Below are 19260 nucleotides of genomic sequence, written 5' to 3'. Positions count from 1 at the left end.
TCGTCATACTCTTGCACCATGCGATCCGGGGTCCGCGCCAGTCCGACGACGGTTGTCGTGGTCGTCGCGATGGCAGCAATCGGGTTGATTCTGGGATATCTGAACAAGGCCCGCTGCGCCGTCGCACCGTTCGACGAGTCCGGACGCAGCACGGTGTTCGACGTCATCAAGGACTCGTCCGTCTGCTACTCCGACATCCAGTTCCTGTGGCTCGGTCGCGATATCGACAATCACATTGTTCCCTACATCCACGGGGCCATCACGAGCGACGGAATCCTTACCGGAGGGACGGTGGAGTATCCGGTTCTGAGCGGTCTGCTGATGTGGCTCGGCGCGATCCCGGCCCACACCGACGCGCAGTTCCTGTTGACCTCGGCACTGATCCTTGCGCCGTTCGGGCTTCTCACCGCCTGGATGCTCGGGCGGATGGCCGGCTGGCCGGCGCTGCTGTGGTCCATCTCCCCACCCCTGGTGATGTACGCCTTCCACAACTGGGAGCTACCGGTCGTCGCCTCTGCGGTAGGTGCGATCTTCGTCATGACATTGCCGATTGCATTGCGGCGCAAGGCAATTGTGGCTTCGGTACTACTGGCGATCGGATTCTGCCTCAAGATCTATCCGGGCGCGTTCGTGCTCCCGCTCATTGCCTATGTCGTCACCGGCGGAACGAACGGTCGAGAAAAACCGGAGACCGTCCGTGGCCGCTACGACATACGCGGCGGCCTGCAGGTCGCGGGAGCCGCGATCGCCACCGTCGTCGCAGTCAACCTGCCGTTCGCCGTCATCGGTTACGAGGGCTGGCGCGCGTCCTTCACCTTCCAGTCGCTGCGCCAGGCGGACCTGACGACCAACTCCATCTGGTACTGGGGGCTGCGCCACCTCTACGTCAACGACCGCATGACGCCCGACGCGTACAACGACGCCGAAGCGTCGTTCCAGAAAGTCGTCGACGTGGCCTCGCCGCTCCTGGTGTTCGTCGCGTTCGCGCTCGCGCTGTGGCTCGGCTTCCGGCGCGCGAACGTGATCGGCACCTATCCGTGGGTCGCCGTGAGCGGGTCGATGCTGTGCGGCTTCATGCTGCTGCACAAGGTGCACTCACCCCAGTACACGCTGTGGCTGCTTCCCTTCCTCGTGTTGCTTCGGATCCCCTGGGGGATCGTCGCCGCGTACTTGATGGTCGATCTGTCGATGGGGATCGGCGTGTTCAAGTACTTCGCTGCGCTGGCCTCCGGCGTCGACGCCAACGACGAAGAATTCTTCGTCCTCGTCGGAGTCTGGGGGCGAGCGCTGCTGCTGGTGGTGCTGTTCGTGATGTTCGCCCGCGCTCGCCTGCGGTTTGCCCAGCCGGGCGAAACCGACTCGGAGTCGGTAACGTCGCCTCGTTCGTCGACGACATCTGTGACGGCATCACCGAGGCACTAGAGCTTCGGGAAACAGGGCGCTGGGGAAATAGCGCGCAGAGCGGGGCGGGGACATGGCACAGGTGTCGCAATCTCAGGGAAGTACCGAGGACGGCACTGCCGCGGTACGTCGGATCGGTTTGATCGAGGACCACGAATCCGTTGCGCTCGGCCTCAAGGCCATGCTGGCGGACGAACCCGATCTCGATCTCGTGATCATGGCCTCCACCGTGGACGAATTGCTCGCCCACCGAGAGCAGCTCGACCTGGTGGTACTCGATCTGCGCCTCGGCGACGGATCGTCTCCGCGCTCGAACGTGGAACAGTTGCACGCCGCAGGATCACGAGTGCTGGTGTACACCGGTGCCGAGAACGCATTCCTGGTTCGGTCCGCGGCACGCGCGGGAGTGCTCGGCGTGGTGCGCAAGTCCGCGCCCGCATCGGCCATCGTGTCCGCGATCCGGCGAGCCGCGAGCGGCGGGCAGGTGGTCACCACGGACTGGGCCGCGGCGATCGACGGCGATCCACAACTGCCCGACGTCGGTCTGAGCCCACGTCAACGCGAGGTGCTCGCCCTCTACGCGTCGGGCGAGAAGGCAGGACGCGTCGCCCGCCTGGCCGGACTGTCGGAACAGACCGTGAACGACTACCTCGTGCGCATCCGCAACAAATACGCCGAGGCGGGGCGTCCGGCACCGACCAAAACCGATCTGTACAAACGCGCGGTCGAAGACGGCTGGCTCCCGATGCCCGAGCTCCCCTCGCAGGACTGATGACCGGTTGGAACGCGATTCATGACGCATCCTCGGAGTTGACGGTTCAAATGCCCATAGAAATCAGGGCAGCGAGTCTGTGATCGACCTGTGAGAATGAGTTGACTCAGGTTTAGACCGTCTCAACCTGCCTCGGCCCTCGGGAGAACTGATGTCCGCACTGCTCGATCCCATGCCCTCGGAACACAGCGACTCCATCTCTGCCGCACCGCTCGCTCGCGGACTGATCAGCCTGGTGCCGCCCGCTGAGCAGAGCGACAAGTTTCCCACTCGGCCCGGCCTGACCGACCGTGAGATCGAGGTACTGCTCTGCTGGATTCGCCTCGACTCCAAGACCGAGGTCGCCAAGGCGCTGTTCCTGTCGCTGGGAACCGTCAACACCCACTTGACGCGCATCCGCGCGAAATACACCTCTGTCGGACGGTCCGCCCCGACCAAGGCCGCCCTGGTGGCCCGGGCCCTGCAGGACGGACTCGTCGACATCTCGGAGCTGTAAGTCTTCGAGCTGTTGTGGTTCGAAGCGAAGGTCAGACGTGGACTTCGGTGTCCACGCCTTCGCTCTCGAGACGCTTGTTGCGTCGGATGCTGCTGATCAGTGCCGCACCGATGAAGAGGATTCCGACGAAGCCGGTGATCAGTTCGTTGATGTGAACGCCGATCGACACGAGCAGGATGAGGGCCAAGGCACCGATTGCCCAGTGCGCGCCGTGCTCGAGGTACACGTAGTCCGACAACGTTCCCTTGCGAACGAGGAACACCGTGATCGAGCGAACGAACATGGCACCGATGAAGCCGAGGCCGAGCGCGATGATGATCGGGTCCGCGGTGATGGCGAAGGCTCCGATGACACCGTCGAACGAGAACGACGCGTCGAGGACCTCGAGGTAGAGGAACAGGAAGAAACCGGCCTTGCCGGTCGCCTTCGCCAGTTCGCTCGGGCCGCCGGAGGACTCTTCGCCCTCTTCCTCGATGTGGAACAGTTCGCCGAGACCGTTGACGGCAATGTACGTGATCATGCCGAGCACGCCCGAGACCATGACGGTGGAAATCTTGTCGTCGTCGGCGAGGAATTCGGCGCTGAGCACGAGCAGCAGGCCCGCGACGACAACGGACAGCTGATCGAGGCGACCGATCCGGGCGAGAGGCTTCTCCAGCCAGCTCAGCCACGTGATCTCGCGATCCTCGAAGATGAAGCCGAGGAAGAGCATCAGCAGGAACATGCCGCCGAAGGCTGCGATCTGTGGATGTGCGTCGGTGAGGAGCGTTTCGTAACTGGGCGAACCGTCCGGGAAGGTCGCGGCACCGTCGGCGGGCGGGTTGAGTGCCAGGTCGATGGCGGCGACCGGACCGAGGCCCGACGCGGCCCAGACGATGACCAGCGGGAACAGCAACCGCATGCCGAACACGGCGATGACGATGCCGATGGTGAGGAAGATCTTCTGCCAGAACTCACTCATCCGTCGCAACACGGTGGCGTTGATGACGGCGTTGTCGAAGGACAGGGACACTTCGAGCACGCCGAGGATGAGGACGAGAATCATCGCCTCGAGTCCGCCGTACAAGAAGGCCACGATGACGGACACGATGGTGACCGCAATCGACCAGCCGAAGATTCTCATAACCACGTCAGTGGCCTTTCTGGCTAGGAGCAGAGCCCGCAGGCGCGACCAAGTTGGGGGACGAAACGGAAAAACCCCCGCCCATCATGAATGACGAGGCGGGGGTATCCCCAATCTTGGGAGTGCCTTTACTAGACGTTTACTCCGAAGTCCCGGGCGATGCCTGCGAGTCCGGACGCGTAGCCCTGGCCGACTGCGCGGAACTTCCACTCCGCGCCGTTGCGGTACAGCTCGCCGAAGACCATCGCGGTCTCGGTCGAGGCATCCTCGCTGAGGTCGTAGCGAGCGAGCTCGGAGTTGTCGGCCTGGTTGATGACGCGAATGAACGCGTTGCGCACCTGACCGAACGACTGCGAGCGAGCGTCCGCATCGTAGATCGACACGGGGAACGTGATGGTCTCGATCTCCGGCGGCACAGCGGCGAGATCGACCTTGATCTGCTCGTCGTCTCCGTCGCCTTCACCGGTCGTGTTGTCCCCGGTGTGCTCGATGGAGCCGTCGGGAGACTTCAAGTTGTTGAAGAACACGAAGTGCCCGTCGCTCAGGGCCTTCTTCGTCGAGTTCAATGCGATGGCGCTGGCATCGAGGTCGAAGTCGGTGCCCGTCGTCGTGCGGATGTCCCAACCGAGGCCGACCACGACCGCGGTCAGGTTCGGTGCTGCCTTGGTGAGCGAGACATTGCCACCCTTGCTGAGGCTGACGCCCATTGAGAGGTCCTTTCGCAATTGGTTTCCCGTTACGGGTACAACCGTAGTGGGAATGTCCGGTTTCTGGACGTACTCGACCAACGAGCGCGGTGATGCGGAGGTTCCCGTCGGTAGTATCGAACAGGTGACAAGTCGCTGGCCTGGGGTGTTTCGCCGAGGTTCCGAATCGGACGCCGCCGCGCGTCGTTCCCAGGACGCCGCTGTCGCCGCCTTTCTCGACATGGACAAGCGACAGTCCATCGCATCCGCCGGCGTCGAGGCATCCACCGCGCTGCGTCCGGAGGACGGACTCGCCCGCCGATGGTTCGATACCGAGAAGCTGTGTTTCGACGCGGGAGCGGCGTATCTCGCTGCCGTCGAACAGTTCGACGGAATCACCACTGCCGCCGCGAGGTCGGCATTCGACAACGCGACGCGACTGCTCCACGACGCCAGTGTCGCCGTCGATCGTTTCTACGAGGCTCATCGCAGCACTCTCGAGCACGCCTCGGCACAGTTCGCGGCCACCCCGCGCCTGGTGCAGGACGCACTGGCCGAGGCGGACGCTGCGCGGTCCACCGTCGACGAGCAGTACGCCACCTATCCATCACTGCGGCAGGCCTGGAACGAACTGGATGCCGCCACAACACAATTGAACGATGTTCGACGGGATCCGCTGCGTGCGCGAGAGCAGGCCACCGTCGTCCGGGACAGATCCACTGCGTTGCGCGAGGCGGTTCGCTCGGCTCCCGGACGCCAGCAGGAGGCCCGGACCGCACTGGTCTCGGTGCGGACCCGAATCGAAGCCGTACGAACGAGATCCGAGGGGATCGCGCCGGCCTTCTCGAGTTTGCTTCGCGAATTCAATGCCAAGAGTTCGGCAGATCTGTCGCACAACGAACGATCGAGTGTGCGCCACATCGAGCAGGCCGACGAGGATCTGCGAGCGGCCCGTTCGGCGCTCGACACGGGCAACCCCGAGCAGGCCTTGGATCTCGTCGCCCAGGCCCGGTCGCACCTGACCGATGCCGAGCACCTGGTCGATGCCGTCACCGATCGTGTTCGCCTGCTGCGCGCAGTCAAAGCCGATCCGAGCGAGACCGAGAACAAGGTCCGGTTCAAACTTCGTGACGCTCAACAACTCGCGATCAATCGCGGTCTGGTTGCCGAATGGGGCTCGGTGCTGGATGCTCAGCTCGCCCGGATCGACAGGGCGAGCAACGCACTGACGGGTACCCATCCCGACTACTGGTCATATCTGCAGGATCTGGCTACCATTTCGGACTTCATCGCAGGCGTGATCGAACGCATGCGCAGCTAGCACCGACCGCATTCACACGAAGGATCATGGTGCAACACTTTCGCCATCTCGACGCCGACACCCGCGAACGCATGTTCTTCCTGCAACCGGAGGACATCGCGGTCAGCGACGGAAACAACGTCGTAGCAACAGCACTCGGTGCAACGCTGTACATCCCCGCGACCCGTGCGGACCTGACCGCGACGGTGCACAAGCGCACCGACGAGGGCGTTCGATCGATCGTGATCGATCTCGAAGATGCAGTCGCAGATCATGATCTACAGTACGCGGTGGAGAACACCATCCGAACTCTGAACGAACTCTCGGGTTCGAATGCACTGGTGTTCGTCCGAGCCCGCACGGCCCAACAGATTCGGACGGTCTGCGCCGGTCTGACTCCTGGGGCCGCTGGACTTGCCGGTTTCGTCGTACCGAAGTTCACCTCGGCAACCGGAGCCGAGTACCTCGACGAGATTCTCGCCGCATCCACCGCGCACGACACCCGCTTGTTGGCGATGCCGGTTCTCGAGTCGGCCGAGGTGGTCCACCGTGAAACACGCGACACCGAACTCGTTGCCATCCGGGAACTACTGGGAAAATACCGAGACATCGTGCTGGCCGTCCGCATCGGAGCCACCGACATGTGCGGCACCTTCGGCATTCGCCGCGACCGTGACCTGACGATCTACGACGTCCGCGTCGTGGCCGACGTCATCAGCGCGATCGTCAATCACCTGGGCCGCAACGACGGATCGGGATTCGTCATCACCGGGCCGGTGTGGGAGTACTTCGCAGACCACGAACGCATGTTCCGGCCACTTCTGCGCCAGACGCCGTTCGTCGACCAGGAGGCCGTGCGCTTCCGGCAGCAACTGGTCAGCAGCGACTTGGACGCACTGCTGCGCGAGGTCGCCCTCGACCGCGCCAACGGTATCCAGGGCAAGACGGTCATCCATCCATCCCACGTTCCTGCCGTGCACGCATTGTCCGCAGTGACGCACGAGGAATACCACGACGCCCTCGACATTCTGGCCTCCGATCAGGGCGGCGCGCAGGCCTCCGGCTACCGGAACAAGATGAACGAGCTGGGACCACATCGCAATTGGGCGAAACAGACGATGGTCCGCGCCCGGGCATTCGGGGTCACCAACGAAGGGATCACGTTCGTGGACCTGCTGACGGCGCTGGCTCAGCGATGACCGACAACCCGGCCGACGGCATCGTCCTGACCGACACCGGCTCCTCGTCGTCGTGGACGGCACGACAACTGGTGCGTCCCGGCCTACGCCGCAATCCCCGACGGGCACATCTGTTGGTGTCCACTGTGCTCGGCAAACACATACCCGTGGATCCGGACGTCGTCATCGGTGCCGGCGATGAATTGGCCGGCCTGGTCGCTGCGGCGGTCGGCGGCTCCGACGTCGATGTTCTTGGATTCGCCGAGACGGCAACGGGATTGGGTCACACGGTGGCAACCGCCCTCGATGCGCGCTGCTATGTGCACTCGACCCGCCGCACGGTCCCGGGCATGACGGTGCACGGAGAGTTCGAGGAAGGGCACTCGCACGCCACCGACCATCTGCTGATGCCGACCTCGGCGGACCTGCTCGGCGGCGAACTACCCCTCGTTCTCGTCGACGACGAGATCTCGACCGGAGCCACCGCACTCGATGCGCTCCGCCAGATCCATTCCACGGCTGCGCGTTCCCACTACGTCATCGCATCCCTGGTGGACATGCGTACCGCCGAGCATCTCGACGCGACCGCAGCAACGGCCGACGAACTGGGCGTCGTGATCGACAACGTCAGCCTCGCTCAGGGATCGGTCGAGCTGGCACCCGGGCTCGTGGAGACGGTACTGGACCTTCCCGATCCGACGTTCAATCCGATTGCTGTACAACCTGGTTCGGTACACCGCATCGACGCGCACTGGCCCGCAGCTCTACCCGAGGGCGGCCGCCACGGCTTCCTCAGGTCTGATGCAGCCGGGTTCGACGACGCGATCGAAGCAGTCGCGGCCACCGTCGACGCGTCGCTCCCCGACTCGGGTGCCGTCGTGGTCGTCGGCCACGAGGAGCTGATGTACCTGCCGTTACGCCTGGCGGCAGCGCTGCAACGACGCGGACACAGCGCACTGTTCCAGACGACCACCCGCTCGCCCGCCTACGTACTCGACGTGGCGGGCTACCCACTGCGCCGGGGCTTCGAATTCGCAGCGCCCGAGGACGAATCCTCTCTGCGCTACCTCTACAACGCCGACGCGCCGGCCGGCTCGACCCTGGTGTTCGTCGCCGATACCCCCGCGGATACCGACGCACTCACCGCCGCGGCGGAGACACTCGCGGCGGCGGGCACCGACGTGCTGGTCGTGGTCGTGACCGGTGCCGATCCGCAGGCGCTCGAGATCGCCAGACGCGCCCGTCCGCTGCGTGGGCCCGAGTTCGGCTCGTACGCGCCGGACGAGGTGACCTGGCTACTCAAAGACCTGTCAGGGATCTCGCTGGAAGCGGCAACGGCGGAGCGCGAGAGGGCGATTCAGGCCGGCACGGCGCACTATGCCGAATCGCTGCCGGTGGAATACCAACCCGATCTTGCGTATCGCGAACTGTTCGAGAAGGTACTGCACGAGAGTGCGGCGCGGCTCGCGGTCGCCGTCGGAACCGTCACCGAGGTGGTGCTCGCCGAGCGCGGACACGACATCGTGCTCGCGTCACTGGCCCGGGCCGGTACTCCGGTGGGAATTCTGATGCGGCGCTGGGCTTTCGCCGCCCACGGCATCGAGATACCGCACTACGCCGTCTCGATCGTGCGTGATCGGGGTATCGACAGCGTCGCTTTGCGCTACCTCGCCGAGCACCACGATTCACGCTCGGTGGTGTTCGTGGACGGCTGGACCGGCAAAGGTGCCATCGCACGCGAACTCACAGCGGCACTACGCGACTTCCCTGGGGCGGACTTCGACGACGATCTGGCCGTGCTCGCCGATCCCGGACACTGCGCTCGCACCTACGGGACCCGAGACGACTTCCTCATCGCCTCGGCCTGCCTGAATTCGACCGTCTCGGGCCTCGTTTCGCGAACTGTACTCAACGACAGCCTCATCCGGCCGGGTGATTTCCACGGCGCGAAGTACTACGCAGACCTCGCTCCCGACGATGTCTCGGGGCACCTACTCGACGCGGTGACGGCTCGATTCGACGACGTGCGTGACGAGGTCGCGGAGACGGTGTCGTCGGTGCTCGCGTCCGACAGAACTCCCACCTGGTCGGGATGGGCATCGGTGGAGAAGGTCCGCCAGGAGTACGGCATCTCGCACGTCAACTTCGTCAAGCCCGGTGTCGGCGAGACCACGCGGGTGCTGCTACGCCGAGTACCGTGGCGCGTGTTGGTACGCGACGCGAATGCTCCGGAGCACCAACATATTCGGATGCTCGCCGAAGCCAGGGGAGTACCGGTCGACGTGGTACCCGACCTCGCCTACTCGTGCATGGGTCTGATCAAGAACGTCTCCACCGAAGATGCCTCGTGAGCGCCCTCGTCGCCGTCGACCTCGATCGCACGATGATCTTCTCCGAAGGCGCGCTCGGTGTGCCCCTGGACGAGACGTTCGAGTGCGTGGAGGTGTACGAGGGTAAACCGTTGTCGTACATGAGCATTCGGTCGATGTCGCTGCTCCGCGGGTTGAGCGAGAGCGTCACCGTGGTTCCGACGACGACGCGAACCATCGAACAGTTCCAGCGTATCGGCCTGCCGGGTGCCCCGTGGCGGTACGCCATCACCAGCAACGGTGGCAACATTCTCGTCGACGGTGAGCCGGATACGGCCTGGCGCAAGGGCTTCGATCTGGACCTGGCCGGCATCGGCGCAGAGTTGAGATCGAGGGTCTCCGAGGACTGGGTGCTCAAATACCGCGAGGCCGACGGCCTGTTCTGCTACCTCGTCGTCGACGTCACCGCCGTCCCGCCGGACTTCGTCTCGGACTGGTCGCAGTGGTGCGCGGCACGCGACTGGAACGTGTCCCAGCAAGGCCGCAAGATCTACACGATGCCCAACGCGGTGTGCAAGAGCTCCGCCGTGGCCGAGGTCCGTTCCAGGCTGGTTCAGGACGGTTCCCTGGATGCCGAGGCCGGCGTGTTCGCTGCCGGTGACGGCGCACTCGACGCCGAGATGCTCATGGCCGCCGACGAGGCAGTTCGGCCGCGGCACGGCGAGCTCGAACTGCTGGGGTTCACCCGCCCCGGGTTGACCGTCACCGATTCCTCCGGCGTACGGGCCAGCGAGGAAATTCTCGAGTGGCTGCGGAACCGAACCACTGCGCACCGCGTCTAACAGTTCGTCGGGGGGACAGGCGCGTGGCAAGGGGTGGGCATGGCGAATCCGTACGAGGAACTCGAAGCGACGATCGACGGGATAGTCACCAACATATTCGTGACCCCTGTGGGGCCCGAGCTCGTCGGCACCATGCTCGGGGAGGCGTTCGAGAAAGCGAACGGAGCTTTCGACTACCGCGGTGACTACGAACCCAACGAAGTGACGATCACCGAACCGTTCGAGGTGATGTCACACGAGGACATCGCGGGCATGGTCGGGTCGTTGGCCATCGGTCCCATTGCTACCTCGTCGAAGAACTGGAACGACCTCTCGGCCGCCGCCGGCTCCGGATCCGACGGCTTCCGAACGGGTATCGAGGCGGCCATGGCGTCGGGCTGGTCCGGGCCGATGTCCGACGCCGTTCGCGGCGGCGTGGGCGATTACGTCTCGTCCGCGTCCGCGCTGGCCACGTCGATGAGTCTGATCGGGAACAAGCTGCTCGAAGCGCACGCAGGATTCGAGCAGACCAAGTCGAGAATGCCGCCGGTGGTCGCATCCGAGGCCAGCACCCTGATCGGTTCCCTGCTCCCCGTTCCGTTCGCTACCAAAACGGCGACGGCAGTGCAGGAGGAGCAGCAGAACGAAGCGCGTCGCATCATGCGATCGGTGTACGTACCGGGCGTGGTGCTGTCTGACACCAACGTTCCGGTGCTGCCGACGGCGCACAATCCCGTCGACGGCGGAGGCGGTGGTTCCACCGGCGGCTGGGCAGGCGGTTTCCCGCCGGGCAGTTTCCCGGCCGCCAGTGGGAGCGGCGGTGCGACGTCCGGTGGGGGCGCAGGCTCGGCAGGAGCCGTCGATCCCGCAGCGCAGTCGGCTGCGCAGCAGACCGATGCCGGCACCGCGACGCCTGGACAATCGGGCCCCGGGCAACCGGGTTCGAGTCCATCCGGACCGCTGCCGCCTGCAGATCGGTCCGGGGAAACCCGGGCCGCCGCAGCCGGTGGCCCCGGAAATGCTCCCGGGGGACTCGGAAGCAACGGGGGAGGCGGCGGATCCTCGGGGACAGGCTCCCCGGGCTCCGGCTACGGCGGCTCGGGCTACAGCGGCTCCAACTACGGCGGCTCGGGCTACAACGGATCCGGTGGCGGTGTGGGCTCCGGTGCAGGTTACGGCGGCTCTGTTCTCGGGTCTCCGATCGGTTCCGGCGGTTCCAGCGGCGGCCCGGGCGGCGCGAGTGCGGCGGCGGCCGGTCGAGCAGGGGCTCACGGTATGCCCGGAGTGGGCGGTATGGGCGCGGCGGGAGGTCGTGGCACCGGCGACAACGACGGAGAACACACCACCCCCGGCTACTTGATCGACGTCGGCAACGGCAGCGAACTGATCGGCGACCTGCCACTCGTCGCACCCCCTGTGCTCGGCGGCTGACGGTGACGCAGTGGACCGTGCGCGGCATGGATTTCGCGATGCTCTGCAGTCGATTCGGACGGGATCGGCTGCCCTACCCTCTGGCCGTCACCGTCGACGTCGATACCGAGGGTCAGCTCCGACAGCTGCGGCGCGAAGCGTCGGCGAGGATCGACGCGCTGGTGGACGAGCGGCTCGAGGCAGCCATCGGAGTGGTGATCGACCCCGCTGTGCGCATCGAATGCCGAAGCGACACACACGCTCTCGGGCAGAGCCCGGTGCGCGTTCATGCAGCGGTGACCCACGATCTCGCGGTCGTCCTCACCCAACAACCTGGGCCGGACTGTTCGGTCACGATCGACACGGTGACCCCGGCATCTGCCCCCGTACGGATCGCCGAGTCCGTGCCGACCGTGCAGGCCGGACGCCGTGCGGCCGCGACCCTCGAACATCCCTGCACTGCAACCACATCGAGCGGAGCAATCCTGTCCACGGCCACTCGAAACGCGACTGCGGACGAGAAATTCGAGGCGTTCTTCGCCCGACCGCGATCGGCAGTCGGCGAGGTGATCGTCGCGCGCGGCGCCACCTACGACCACCGCCGCGATACCGATGCCGTCTCGTTCTTCTGGATGGACTTCGACGGGGACGGCCGCTACCTCGTTCGGTCCCACGCGTCGATCGACGTCGTGCCCGCCGATTCCACCCGATTCGTCGCCGAAATCGGGCGACAGTTGGAGTCGGCCTTACGCCGATGACACAGCCCACCCCTTGACACCGTATCGATTTTCGATAGGTTATCGATATTCGTTGTTATCGACTATCGATATGGAGGCGGCGGGATGGCATACGGACTGGGTTCGGCACGAGCCAACAAATGGGCAATGGTGTTCTACGCAGGAGCGGCAGTGGTCTGGTCCGGCTGGAAGGCTTGGAAATACCACTCCTCGGATTACGTCAGCGCAATGGTCACGCCGCGCTACAACTCGCCGAACATCGAGTTGCTAGGCGGCCGGCTGCAGCCGGGCAACGCCGTCGAACTTGCTGTTGCCAAGAGCGACGTCCAGAGACTCATCGGGATGATCGACTTCATGCGATACGGCGAGATCGTGGCCGGCGGAATCGTCATTCTGATAGGGATCTTCTTCGCGTACCGGTTCTTTCTCAACGTGATCGAGGAAACTCCGTTCAGCACCCGCGCCAGCATCGACCTGGTTGTGGTTGCCGTCTGCCTGGTCCTGTACCCGGTCATTACCGGGGGCCTACGAGTGATGAGTACCAATGCCATTCAGAGCGCGCTCGAGACGACCGATGTCACCGATACCGCAGGGAGCCTCGGCGCATTCTGGCTTGCCGTGATCGTCGCAGTGGTCCTGCAGTTCGTCTACGCAGTGCTCCGTCAGGGCTCCAAGCTCGCTCGTGATGCCGATGGTCTGGTCTGATGGCCGAGGAGTTCGTCGACCATCTCGTCGTGTGTCATCTCGGCGAGATCCTCGAAGCCCGCGGCATGACGCTCGCCGAACTGTCGCGTCTGGCGGGGGTCAGCGTCGTGAATCTGTCGGTACTCAAGAACGACCGCGCCAAGGCCATCCGATTCTCCACCTTGACCGCCGTATGCCGGGTGCTCGGCTGCACACCGGGTGACCTGTTCACCCTCCGCCAGATCTGACCGATAGGCCTTCGCGGTCACATCAGCCGGACAAATCGACCAAGTACATTGGATGACGGTAACCAGCACTTCGAGAGAGAGTCCACCACATTGTCTGCTCCGGCCGGTCAACCGTTGTCCAAGGGTCAGAACGGCCCCCTCACCGTCGCCGACGTCGTCGTGTCCATCGCCCTGGCGGTGCCGGCCGACCTGTCTGCACTTCTGGTCACCGACGCTGGAAAGGTGCGCACGGACGCCGATTTCGTGTTCTTCAATCAGCCGACCGGTCCCGGTGTCCGCCTCGAACCTGGGCAGGGCGGGCCGGCGCGGCTCGCCGTCTCGCTCGGCGCTGTTCCGTCCGACATCGAGCAGATCCGTGCGGTCATCACCCTCGACGACGCGTCGAGCAACTTCGGCCGATCGGCACCCCCGGTCGCGCGAGTCAGCGACACAACGGGAAACGTGTTGTACGAGTACACGATCGAGGGCCTAAGCTCCGAATCCATCGTCATTGCGCTGGAAATCTACCGCCGTCAGGGGAGCTGGAAAGTGCGCGCCGTGGGGCAGGGCTACGCGGGTGGTTTCGCTGCGTTGGTGACCGATCACGGTGTCTCCGTGGACGACGCGCCGGCTCCCACCCCGCCCCCTGCACCGCCGACGCCACCCGCCCCGGCCGCGCAGCCCGCTCCACCCGCAGCCCCTCCCGCACCGGTTCGCTCCGAGGCTCCGGAAGTCAGTCTCACCAAGTCCAAGCCCGTCAGTCTGTCCAAGGGCCAGAAGGTCACGCTGCGCAAGGACGGCGGCGTGGCCCTCACGGTGATTCGCATGGGCCTCGGCTGGGACCCGGTGACGACCCCGAAGAAGGGTGGACTGTTCGGCGGCGGAGGCCGTGCGGCGAACATCGACCTGGACGCGTCGGCAATCATGCTGGCAGATCGCAACGTCAACGATGTCGTGTACTACGGCCAGCTCAACGCCAAGGACGGGTCGATCACGCACAAGGGAGACAACCTGACCGGCGAGGGCGAGGGCGACGACGAGGTCATCGTCGTCGATCTGACGCGGGTACCCCAGCACGTCACCGGCATCGTCTTCACGGTCACCTCGTACCGCGGCCAGACGTTCGAGCAGGTTGCCAATGCGTTCTGCCGGCTGGTCGACAACACCACCAACACCGAACTCGCCCGCTTCACCCTGCAGGGCGGCATGCCGTTCACGGGATTGGTGATGGCAAAGGTCTACCGCCAGGGCAGTGAATGGAAGCTACAGGCCATCGGCGACGGCATCCAGGCCAAGCACGCCGGTGAAGCCGTCAAGCAGCTCGGCCGCTATATGTGACCGCACGCCGACCGGTTCGATCTGCAGCACCGTCGAGTACGCCACCGAGCGGGTCGACGGCGCTGCCGTTTCGAATGAGATCCTCCGACGGCCGGTAGATCTGCCGAACGATCAACGCGCACAAGCCGATCACTGCGATATCGCGCACGACCACGGTGGCGGTGAACCACTGTTCGGGCAGACCCTTGTTGTCCACGCCCAGGTAGTAGTACATCCGGGGGAACCAGACGAACGCGTCGATTGCCATCCACGCCAACAGGATTCGACGATGCGGTAGAGCCAGCACCGCGAGAGGGACCAGCCACAGCGAGTATTGGGGACTCCACACCTTGTTGGTCAGCAGGAACCCGGCCACCACCAGGAACACCAACTGGGCCAGCCTCGGCCGGGTCGGAGCCGTCGTACCGATGTAGGCGATCAGCGCACACACGACGGCGAAGAGCAGCAGCGTGACTGCGTTGAGAACCATCGGCTTGTCCCCCGGATAGAGGGGGCCGTCGAAGCCCGTCCATCCGGTGAAGGAAGTGACGACGTTGTACAGCGAATCGGGGTCGGCTCCGCGCTCGGAGTTGAGCCGGAAGAACTCGTACCACCCCGTCGGATACAGCAGGGCCAGTGGGAGATTGACCGCAAGCCAGGCCCCGAGGGCAGCCGCTGCGGTCAGCCCCCACTCGCGCATGCGGCCGGCCCGCCAGCACAACACCAGCAGCGGCCCGAGGAACAACAGAGGATAGAGCTTGGTGGCACCGCCGAGACCCAGCAGTATGCCGGCCAGTACGGGCCGCTTCTTGGCCCAGGCCAGCAGACCGGTGAGCGCGAATGCCGTTGCGAGAGCGTCGAAGTTGGTGAATCCATGCACGATCACCAGCGGTGAGGCAGCCACCAGGGCAGCGTCCCAGATGCGTCGTCCCGCCGAGATCGCCGTCGCCCACACGGTGACCAGCCACGCGACGGCCAATCCCAGAGCGACGACGTTGAAGTAGACGACCACAGGCAGGGCTTGCGGCAGGAAACTCAGTGAGTTCCAAGCCTTTCCGACGACCATCGAGCCGTACTGGTACAGGCCGGCAATGACCGGGTACTCCATGTACCGGATCTGACTCGACCCGTCGGCCTTGGTTTCTTCCCAGGACTTCTTGTACGGAAACGCGCCTTGGTCGAGCCGCTCGGCACCGTAGAGCGGCACGGTGTCCGAGTAGCACATCGCCACGTACTGGCGACTGCCGCTCCAGTCGAGTCCGAGTTCACCGTTCGGACCCACCGGTGCCTGTTGAATGCACGCTGCCTTGGCGAACCAGCCGAAGCAGAGAAAGACCACCGCGAGCAACAGGATGACCCGCAGCGCAGTGAACCACCGTTGCCGACCGACCAGAGCGTGCGCGCCCACCGGCCCGCCGATGACCGAGGACAGTTCCTCGGTCATCGGATCGGTACGGCTGGGTGCGTCACGGTCCGTTGCACTCGCCGTGTCCAGGCGACCAGGACTGGCAAGGGCTCTGCCCTTGCGCTCGGGTTCGGTCGTCACCGTTCGGTGCTACTGGCCGGGAGTCGCCGGTTCGGGGGCTGCCGGCTCGGGTGCTGCCGGTGGCTGTGCGGGCTGAGCCGGGGCCAGACCCGGCAGCGGAATGGTGACGCCCGGCAGAATCTCGACCTGACGCGGCGTGATGACCACCGGCGGCGAGATCTCCGTCGGAATCGGCAGAGTCACGGGCGGCGGCGCGGACGGAGCCACCGTCGTGACCGGCGCGGCCGGTGCCGAGTACTGCGGGACACCTGCCTGACCGGCGATGGCCTCGGGCGTCGGGAACGTCTCGTTCGAGGTGCCCTCGAGCGTGCCGTCCATAGTCGCCTTCCAGATGTCCGACGGTATGCCCGATCCGTAGATCGGACCGCCGTAACTGTTCTCGAGCGGCAAGCCCTGCTCGGTACCGACCCACACCGCCGTCGACAGTGACGGGGTGTACCCGACCATCCAGGCGTCCTTGTTCTGCCCGGTATCGCCGAGCTGCGCGGTACCGGTCTTCGCCGCCGATTGACGACCACCCGCGAGGTTGTGACCGTTGGAGTACCCGGCGATCGGACGCATCGCCGACGTCACGTTGTCGGCCACCGCCGCCGAGACGACCTGCTGACCGGCCTCGGGTGCACGATCGAGCAACACCGTGCCGTCGGCCGTGACGACCTTCTGCACGAAGTGCGGGGTGTGGTAGACGCCGGAGGCTGCCAGTGTGGCGTAGGCCGAGGCCATGTCGATCACCCGCGACTGGTACTGGCCGAGCACGATTCCGTAGTTCGGGCCCGCGTTGTCGGGCTCGGTCAGCGTGGGGCCGACGCCCTCGATCTCCTGCGGGATACCGAGCTTGTGTGCCATGTCCGCGATCGCCTGCGGGCCATTGTCCATGCCCAGCATCATGCGGTAGAAGCTCGTGTTCAGCGACCGCTTGAGGGCTTCGGCGATGGTGCACGTGCCACAGGATTCGCCCTCGACGTTGCTGATCTGGATGCCGTTGACGTCGAGCGAGGAACTGTCGTACATCTTCGACAGCGGAATGCCTTGGTCCAAGGCAGCGGCGAGGCCGAACACCTTGAACGACGATCCGGTCTGCAACCCGGACTGCGCGAAGTCGAAACCGCGCCCGTCCGCGCCGCCGTAGTACGAGCGGACCGCGCCACTGCGCGGATCGATCGACACCGACGCCGTGCGCAGCTCCGACGGCTCACCCTGCAGGTTGTTGTCCACGGCCTCGACCGCGGCGGCCTGCGCCCTCGGATCGATCGTCGTCGTGATCTGCAGACCCTCGGTGTTCAGATCCTGATCACTGACCCCGACAGCCGACAACTCACGCAGTACCTGCGCCTTGATCAGACCGTTGGGACCTGCGTCGGCGGCATCACCCGAATCGACCTGAGAAATGGGGACCCACTGCGGATACTGCATCGCCGCACGCTGAGTCGCATCGAGCTGGCCCTGCGAGACCATGCCGTCGAGCACGTAATTCCACCGCGACTGAGCACCGGTGGGGTTGACTTCCGGATCGAGTCCGGACGGTTGCTGGATGGTCGCAGCCAGTACTGCGCCTTCCTCGACCGAGAGCTGATCCACGGATTTGCCGAAGTACGCCGTCGACGCGGCAGCGATGCCATAAGCGCCACGACCGAAATAGATGGTGTTTAGATACGCCGCGAGAATGTCGTCCTTGGACCATTGGCGAGCCATCTTCGACGAGATGACCAGCTCCCGCATCTTGCGCGTCAACGTCCGCTCGGAGCCGACCACCGCATTCTTGACGTACTGCTGGGTGATCGTGGAACCGCCGCCCGCGCTGTCACGTCCGAGCACGTTGTCGCGCAGGGCACGGCCGAAGCCGGTCACCGAGAACCCGGGATTGGAATAGAAGTCGCGATCCTCCGCCGAGAGCACGGCGTTACGTACGTGCTCCGGAATCTGGTCGATCGTGACATCGGTTCGGTTGCCCTCGGGTGGCACCACCTTGCCGAGCACGCTCGACCCGTCGGAGGCGAAGATCGTCGCAACCTGATTGGTCCTGAGGTCACCGGGCCGCGGGACGTCCACCAGCGTGTACGCCACCATGAACAGCAGAATCGGCACTATCAGGCCCAAGGCGACCAACGCATACAACGTGCGTCGAACTACCCGCCACTTGGATTTCTTCTTCGTTTTCGCGGCGGAACCTCTTTCGGGGGGCTCGGGCGGTTCGTTGCCCGAGGAGCTAGCTGATGGATCGTTCGGTTCGTGTGGCGGCGGGACGGATCCCGATCGGGTGACACCTGCCGCGGCGTAGCGACCGTCACCGGGCGGTCGACCCTGCGGTGGCATCGGACGCTGCCCAGGAGGGGGCCCGGGGCGCTGCCCAGGAGGGGGCCCGGGGCGCTGACCCGGAGGCGGTACCGGACGCTGACCCGGAGGTGGCATCGGCGGTCGACCCTGCGGTGGCATCGGACGCTGCCCGGGAGGCGGTCCGGGGCGCTGACCCGGAGGCGGTAGCGGACGTTGGCCCGGAGGAGGCACCGGACGTTGGCCCGGTGGGGGTACCGGACGACGTCCGGGCGGATCGGAATGGCGGCTGCCGCGCGGTGGTCCGGGCACGTCGGGGCGCCGTCCGGAGTCGCTACGGCCAGGTTCGTTGTTACCCGGGTTGTTGTCGTAGGGGGAACTCACGTACGAATCTCCAGTAATCTCGGCGGCCGCGTCGAATTCTCGGTGGCTGGGTTCAGCGAAGCGATTGTGTCATTCACTCGCAGTTCGACGGTTCGGTTGACGGGATCCCGATCGTGGGCGACGGGGTTGCTTGGGTGCGGGCACGGCCCCGAGGACGTAGGACTGGACGAGGTGATTCCAGCTGCACGAGCGGCAGACCTCGACCACATGGACCGAAAATTCCTCTTGGGTGGCAGCCAGCCGGCCGAGTTCGTCGGCCGTTCTCGCGGAGCCGGACAGGGGTCCGAGCTTCTCGCCGAACACCCACGACACCAGCGTGAGCTGCTCCTTCCGGCAGATCGGGCACACTACGTCGCTGCCGCGGCCGTGGAACTTGGCGGCACGTAGAAGATAGGGATCTGCGTCGCAGACCGCTGCCACGCCCGTCCTACCGGAGTAGACCTCGGCCAGCAGCGACCGACGCTGAAGGGCGTAGTCCACCACCTGTCGCTGAAGTCGCACGAGAACCAGAGTACGTGCGGCAGTGTCGATGGAGACCTGCGATCCCCGCCTGGACGACGATCGACCCCCATTCCTGGGCCGAGAAACTATGCTCCAC

17 protein-coding genes are annotated in these 19260 nt (G+C 65.2%); 12 read left to right on the top strand and 5 right to left on the bottom strand.

From position 1 onward, the window contains the following. The first annotated feature begins 18 nt into the window (after positions 1 to 18). From AB0P23_RS05305 to AB0P23_RS05295, 3 genes are all read left to right on the top strand, one after another. Positions 19 to 1422 (top strand): hypothetical protein, encoded by a 1404-nt coding sequence (locus AB0P23_RS05305; protein WP_363796959.1) that lies wholly within the window; start codon positions 19 to 21, stop codon positions 1420 to 1422. Positions 1423 to 1474: 52 nt separating this feature from the next. After that, on the top strand, positions 1475 to 2173 hold the full coding sequence (locus AB0P23_RS05300; RefSeq protein ID WP_048318943.1) for a response regulator transcription factor: 699 nt from the start codon (positions 1475 to 1477) through the stop codon (positions 2171 to 2173). Between the two features lie 151 nt (positions 2174 to 2324). After that, positions 2325 to 2669, top strand: a complete 345-nt coding sequence (locus tag AB0P23_RS05295; RefSeq protein ID WP_032389419.1) for a LuxR C-terminal-related transcriptional regulator — start codon at positions 2325 to 2327, stop codon at positions 2667 to 2669. 31 nt (positions 2670 to 2700) lie between these two features. On the opposite strand, the gene AB0P23_RS05290 is transcribed toward AB0P23_RS05295, so the two are convergent. Together AB0P23_RS05290 and AB0P23_RS05285 are read right to left on the bottom strand one after the other, a co-directional pair. Further along, positions 2701 to 3798, bottom strand: a complete 1098-nt coding sequence (locus AB0P23_RS05290) for a DUF475 domain-containing protein (RefSeq protein ID WP_032373439.1) — start codon at positions 3796 to 3798, stop codon at positions 2701 to 2703. A 125-nt stretch (positions 3799 to 3923) separates the two neighbouring features. Then, complete coding sequence (locus AB0P23_RS05285; RefSeq protein WP_027495074.1) at positions 3924 to 4499, bottom strand: TerD family protein; 576 nt, start codon at positions 4497 to 4499, stop codon at positions 3924 to 3926. Between the two features lie 220 nt (positions 4500 to 4719). Between AB0P23_RS05285 and AB0P23_RS05280 the strand changes: the two genes are divergently transcribed. The 9 genes from AB0P23_RS05280 to AB0P23_RS05240 all read left to right on the top strand — a co-directional run bounded on the left by AB0P23_RS05280 (position 4720) and on the right by AB0P23_RS05240 (position 14482). Beyond that, positions 4720 to 5799 (top strand): hypothetical protein, encoded by a 1080-nt coding sequence (locus tag AB0P23_RS05280; protein WP_032382655.1) that lies wholly within the window; start codon positions 4720 to 4722, stop codon positions 5797 to 5799. Between the two features lie 29 nt (positions 5800 to 5828). Continuing rightward, positions 5829 to 6977 (top strand): HpcH/HpaI aldolase/citrate lyase family protein, encoded by a 1149-nt coding sequence (locus AB0P23_RS05275; RefSeq protein WP_032382656.1) that lies wholly within the window; start codon positions 5829 to 5831, stop codon positions 6975 to 6977. Next, positions 6974 to 9307, top strand: coding sequence for a phosphoribosyltransferase (locus AB0P23_RS05270; RefSeq protein WP_363796956.1), 2334 nt, complete (start codon positions 6974 to 6976; stop codon positions 9305 to 9307). Before AB0P23_RS05275 ends, AB0P23_RS05270 begins: the two co-directional genes overlap by 4 nt. Next, complete coding sequence (locus tag AB0P23_RS05265) at positions 9304 to 10107, top strand: HAD family hydrolase (protein WP_167328157.1); 804 nt, start codon at positions 9304 to 9306, stop codon at positions 10105 to 10107. Before AB0P23_RS05270 ends, AB0P23_RS05265 begins: the two co-directional genes overlap by 4 nt. A gap of 39 nt (positions 10108 to 10146) precedes the next feature. After that, a complete protein-coding gene (locus AB0P23_RS05260) occupies positions 10147 to 11517 on the top strand; it encodes a PPE domain-containing protein (protein ID WP_052061293.1) in 1371 nt (456 codons plus the stop codon). 2 nt (positions 11518 to 11519) lie between these two features. Then, the gene (locus AB0P23_RS05255) at positions 11520 to 12254 is read left to right on the top strand and encodes an ESX secretion-associated protein EspG (protein ID WP_032373437.1); all 735 of its coding nucleotides are present in this window, start codon (positions 11520 to 11522) and stop codon (positions 12252 to 12254) included. Positions 12255 to 12338: 84 nt separating this feature from the next. Further along, positions 12339 to 12938: a DUF2975 domain-containing protein gene (locus AB0P23_RS05250; RefSeq protein WP_230593359.1), complete on the top strand. Its 600-nt coding sequence runs from the start codon at positions 12339 to 12341 to the stop codon at positions 12936 to 12938. Then, a complete protein-coding gene (locus AB0P23_RS05245) occupies positions 12938 to 13165 on the top strand; it encodes a helix-turn-helix transcriptional regulator (protein ID WP_027495068.1) in 228 nt (75 codons plus the stop codon). Before AB0P23_RS05250 ends, AB0P23_RS05245 begins: the two co-directional genes overlap by 1 nt. Positions 13166 to 13255: 90 nt before the next feature. Beyond that, positions 13256 to 14482 (top strand): TerD family protein, encoded by a 1227-nt coding sequence (locus tag AB0P23_RS05240; protein WP_230593358.1) that lies wholly within the window; start codon positions 13256 to 13258, stop codon positions 14480 to 14482. Here AB0P23_RS05240 and AB0P23_RS05235 read toward each other — a convergent pair. From AB0P23_RS05235 to AB0P23_RS05225, 3 genes are all read right to left on the bottom strand, one after another. Further along, positions 14457 to 15905, bottom strand: coding sequence for a glycosyltransferase 87 family protein (locus tag AB0P23_RS05235; RefSeq protein ID WP_052053643.1), 1449 nt, complete (start codon positions 15903 to 15905; stop codon positions 14457 to 14459). The genes AB0P23_RS05240 and AB0P23_RS05235 overlap by 26 nt on opposite strands. Before the next feature lie 111 nt (positions 15906 to 16016). Further along, on the bottom strand, positions 16017 to 18320 hold the full coding sequence (locus tag AB0P23_RS05230) for a transglycosylase domain-containing protein (protein ID WP_231578223.1): 2304 nt from the start codon (positions 18318 to 18320) through the stop codon (positions 16017 to 16019). Between the two features lie 411 nt (positions 18321 to 18731). Continuing rightward, positions 18732 to 19163 (bottom strand): DUF5318 domain-containing protein, encoded by a 432-nt coding sequence (locus AB0P23_RS05225; RefSeq protein ID WP_027495064.1) that lies wholly within the window; start codon positions 19161 to 19163, stop codon positions 18732 to 18734. Between the last annotated feature and the right edge of the window lie 97 nt (positions 19164 to 19260).

It is taken from the genome of Rhodococcus sp. NPDC077669 (assembly GCF_040686915.1).
GTDB lineage: Bacteria > Actinomycetota > Actinomycetes > Mycobacteriales > Mycobacteriaceae > Rhodococcoides > Rhodococcoides fascians.
Note: the sequence above shows the minus strand (reverse complement) of the source record. Positions and strands in the feature narration are given on the sequence as shown.

Coding starts and splice junctions, on each gene's coding strand:
- AB0P23_RS05305 (WP_363796959.1), top strand. CDS start 19: ATGCGATCCGGGGTCCGCGCCAGTCCGACGACGGTTGTCGTGGTCGTC.
- AB0P23_RS05300 (WP_048318943.1), top strand. CDS start 1,475: ATGGCACAGGTGTCGCAATCTCAGGGAAGTACCGAGGACGGCACTGCC.
- AB0P23_RS05295 (WP_032389419.1), top strand. CDS start 2,325: ATGTCCGCACTGCTCGATCCCATGCCCTCGGAACACAGCGACTCCATC.
- AB0P23_RS05285 (WP_027495074.1), bottom strand. CDS start 4,499: ATGGGCGTCAGCCTCAGCAAGGGTGGCAATGTCTCGCTCACCAAGGCA.
- AB0P23_RS05280 (WP_032382655.1), top strand. CDS start 4,720: ATGGACAAGCGACAGTCCATCGCATCCGCCGGCGTCGAGGCATCCACC.
- AB0P23_RS05270 (WP_363796956.1), top strand. CDS start 6,974: ATGACCGACAACCCGGCCGACGGCATCGTCCTGACCGACACCGGCTCC.
- AB0P23_RS05260 (WP_052061293.1), top strand. CDS start 10,147: ATGGCGAATCCGTACGAGGAACTCGAAGCGACGATCGACGGGATAGTC.
- AB0P23_RS05250 (WP_230593359.1), top strand. CDS start 12,339: ATGGCATACGGACTGGGTTCGGCACGAGCCAACAAATGGGCAATGGTG.
- AB0P23_RS05245 (WP_027495068.1), top strand. CDS start 12,938: ATGGCCGAGGAGTTCGTCGACCATCTCGTCGTGTGTCATCTCGGCGAG.
- AB0P23_RS05235 (WP_052053643.1), bottom strand. CDS start 15,905: ATGACCGAGGAACTGTCCTCGGTCATCGGCGGGCCGGTGGGCGCGCAC.
- AB0P23_RS05230 (WP_231578223.1), bottom strand. CDS start 18,320: ATGCCACCGCAGGGTCGACCGCCCGGTGACGGTCGCTACGCCGCGGCA.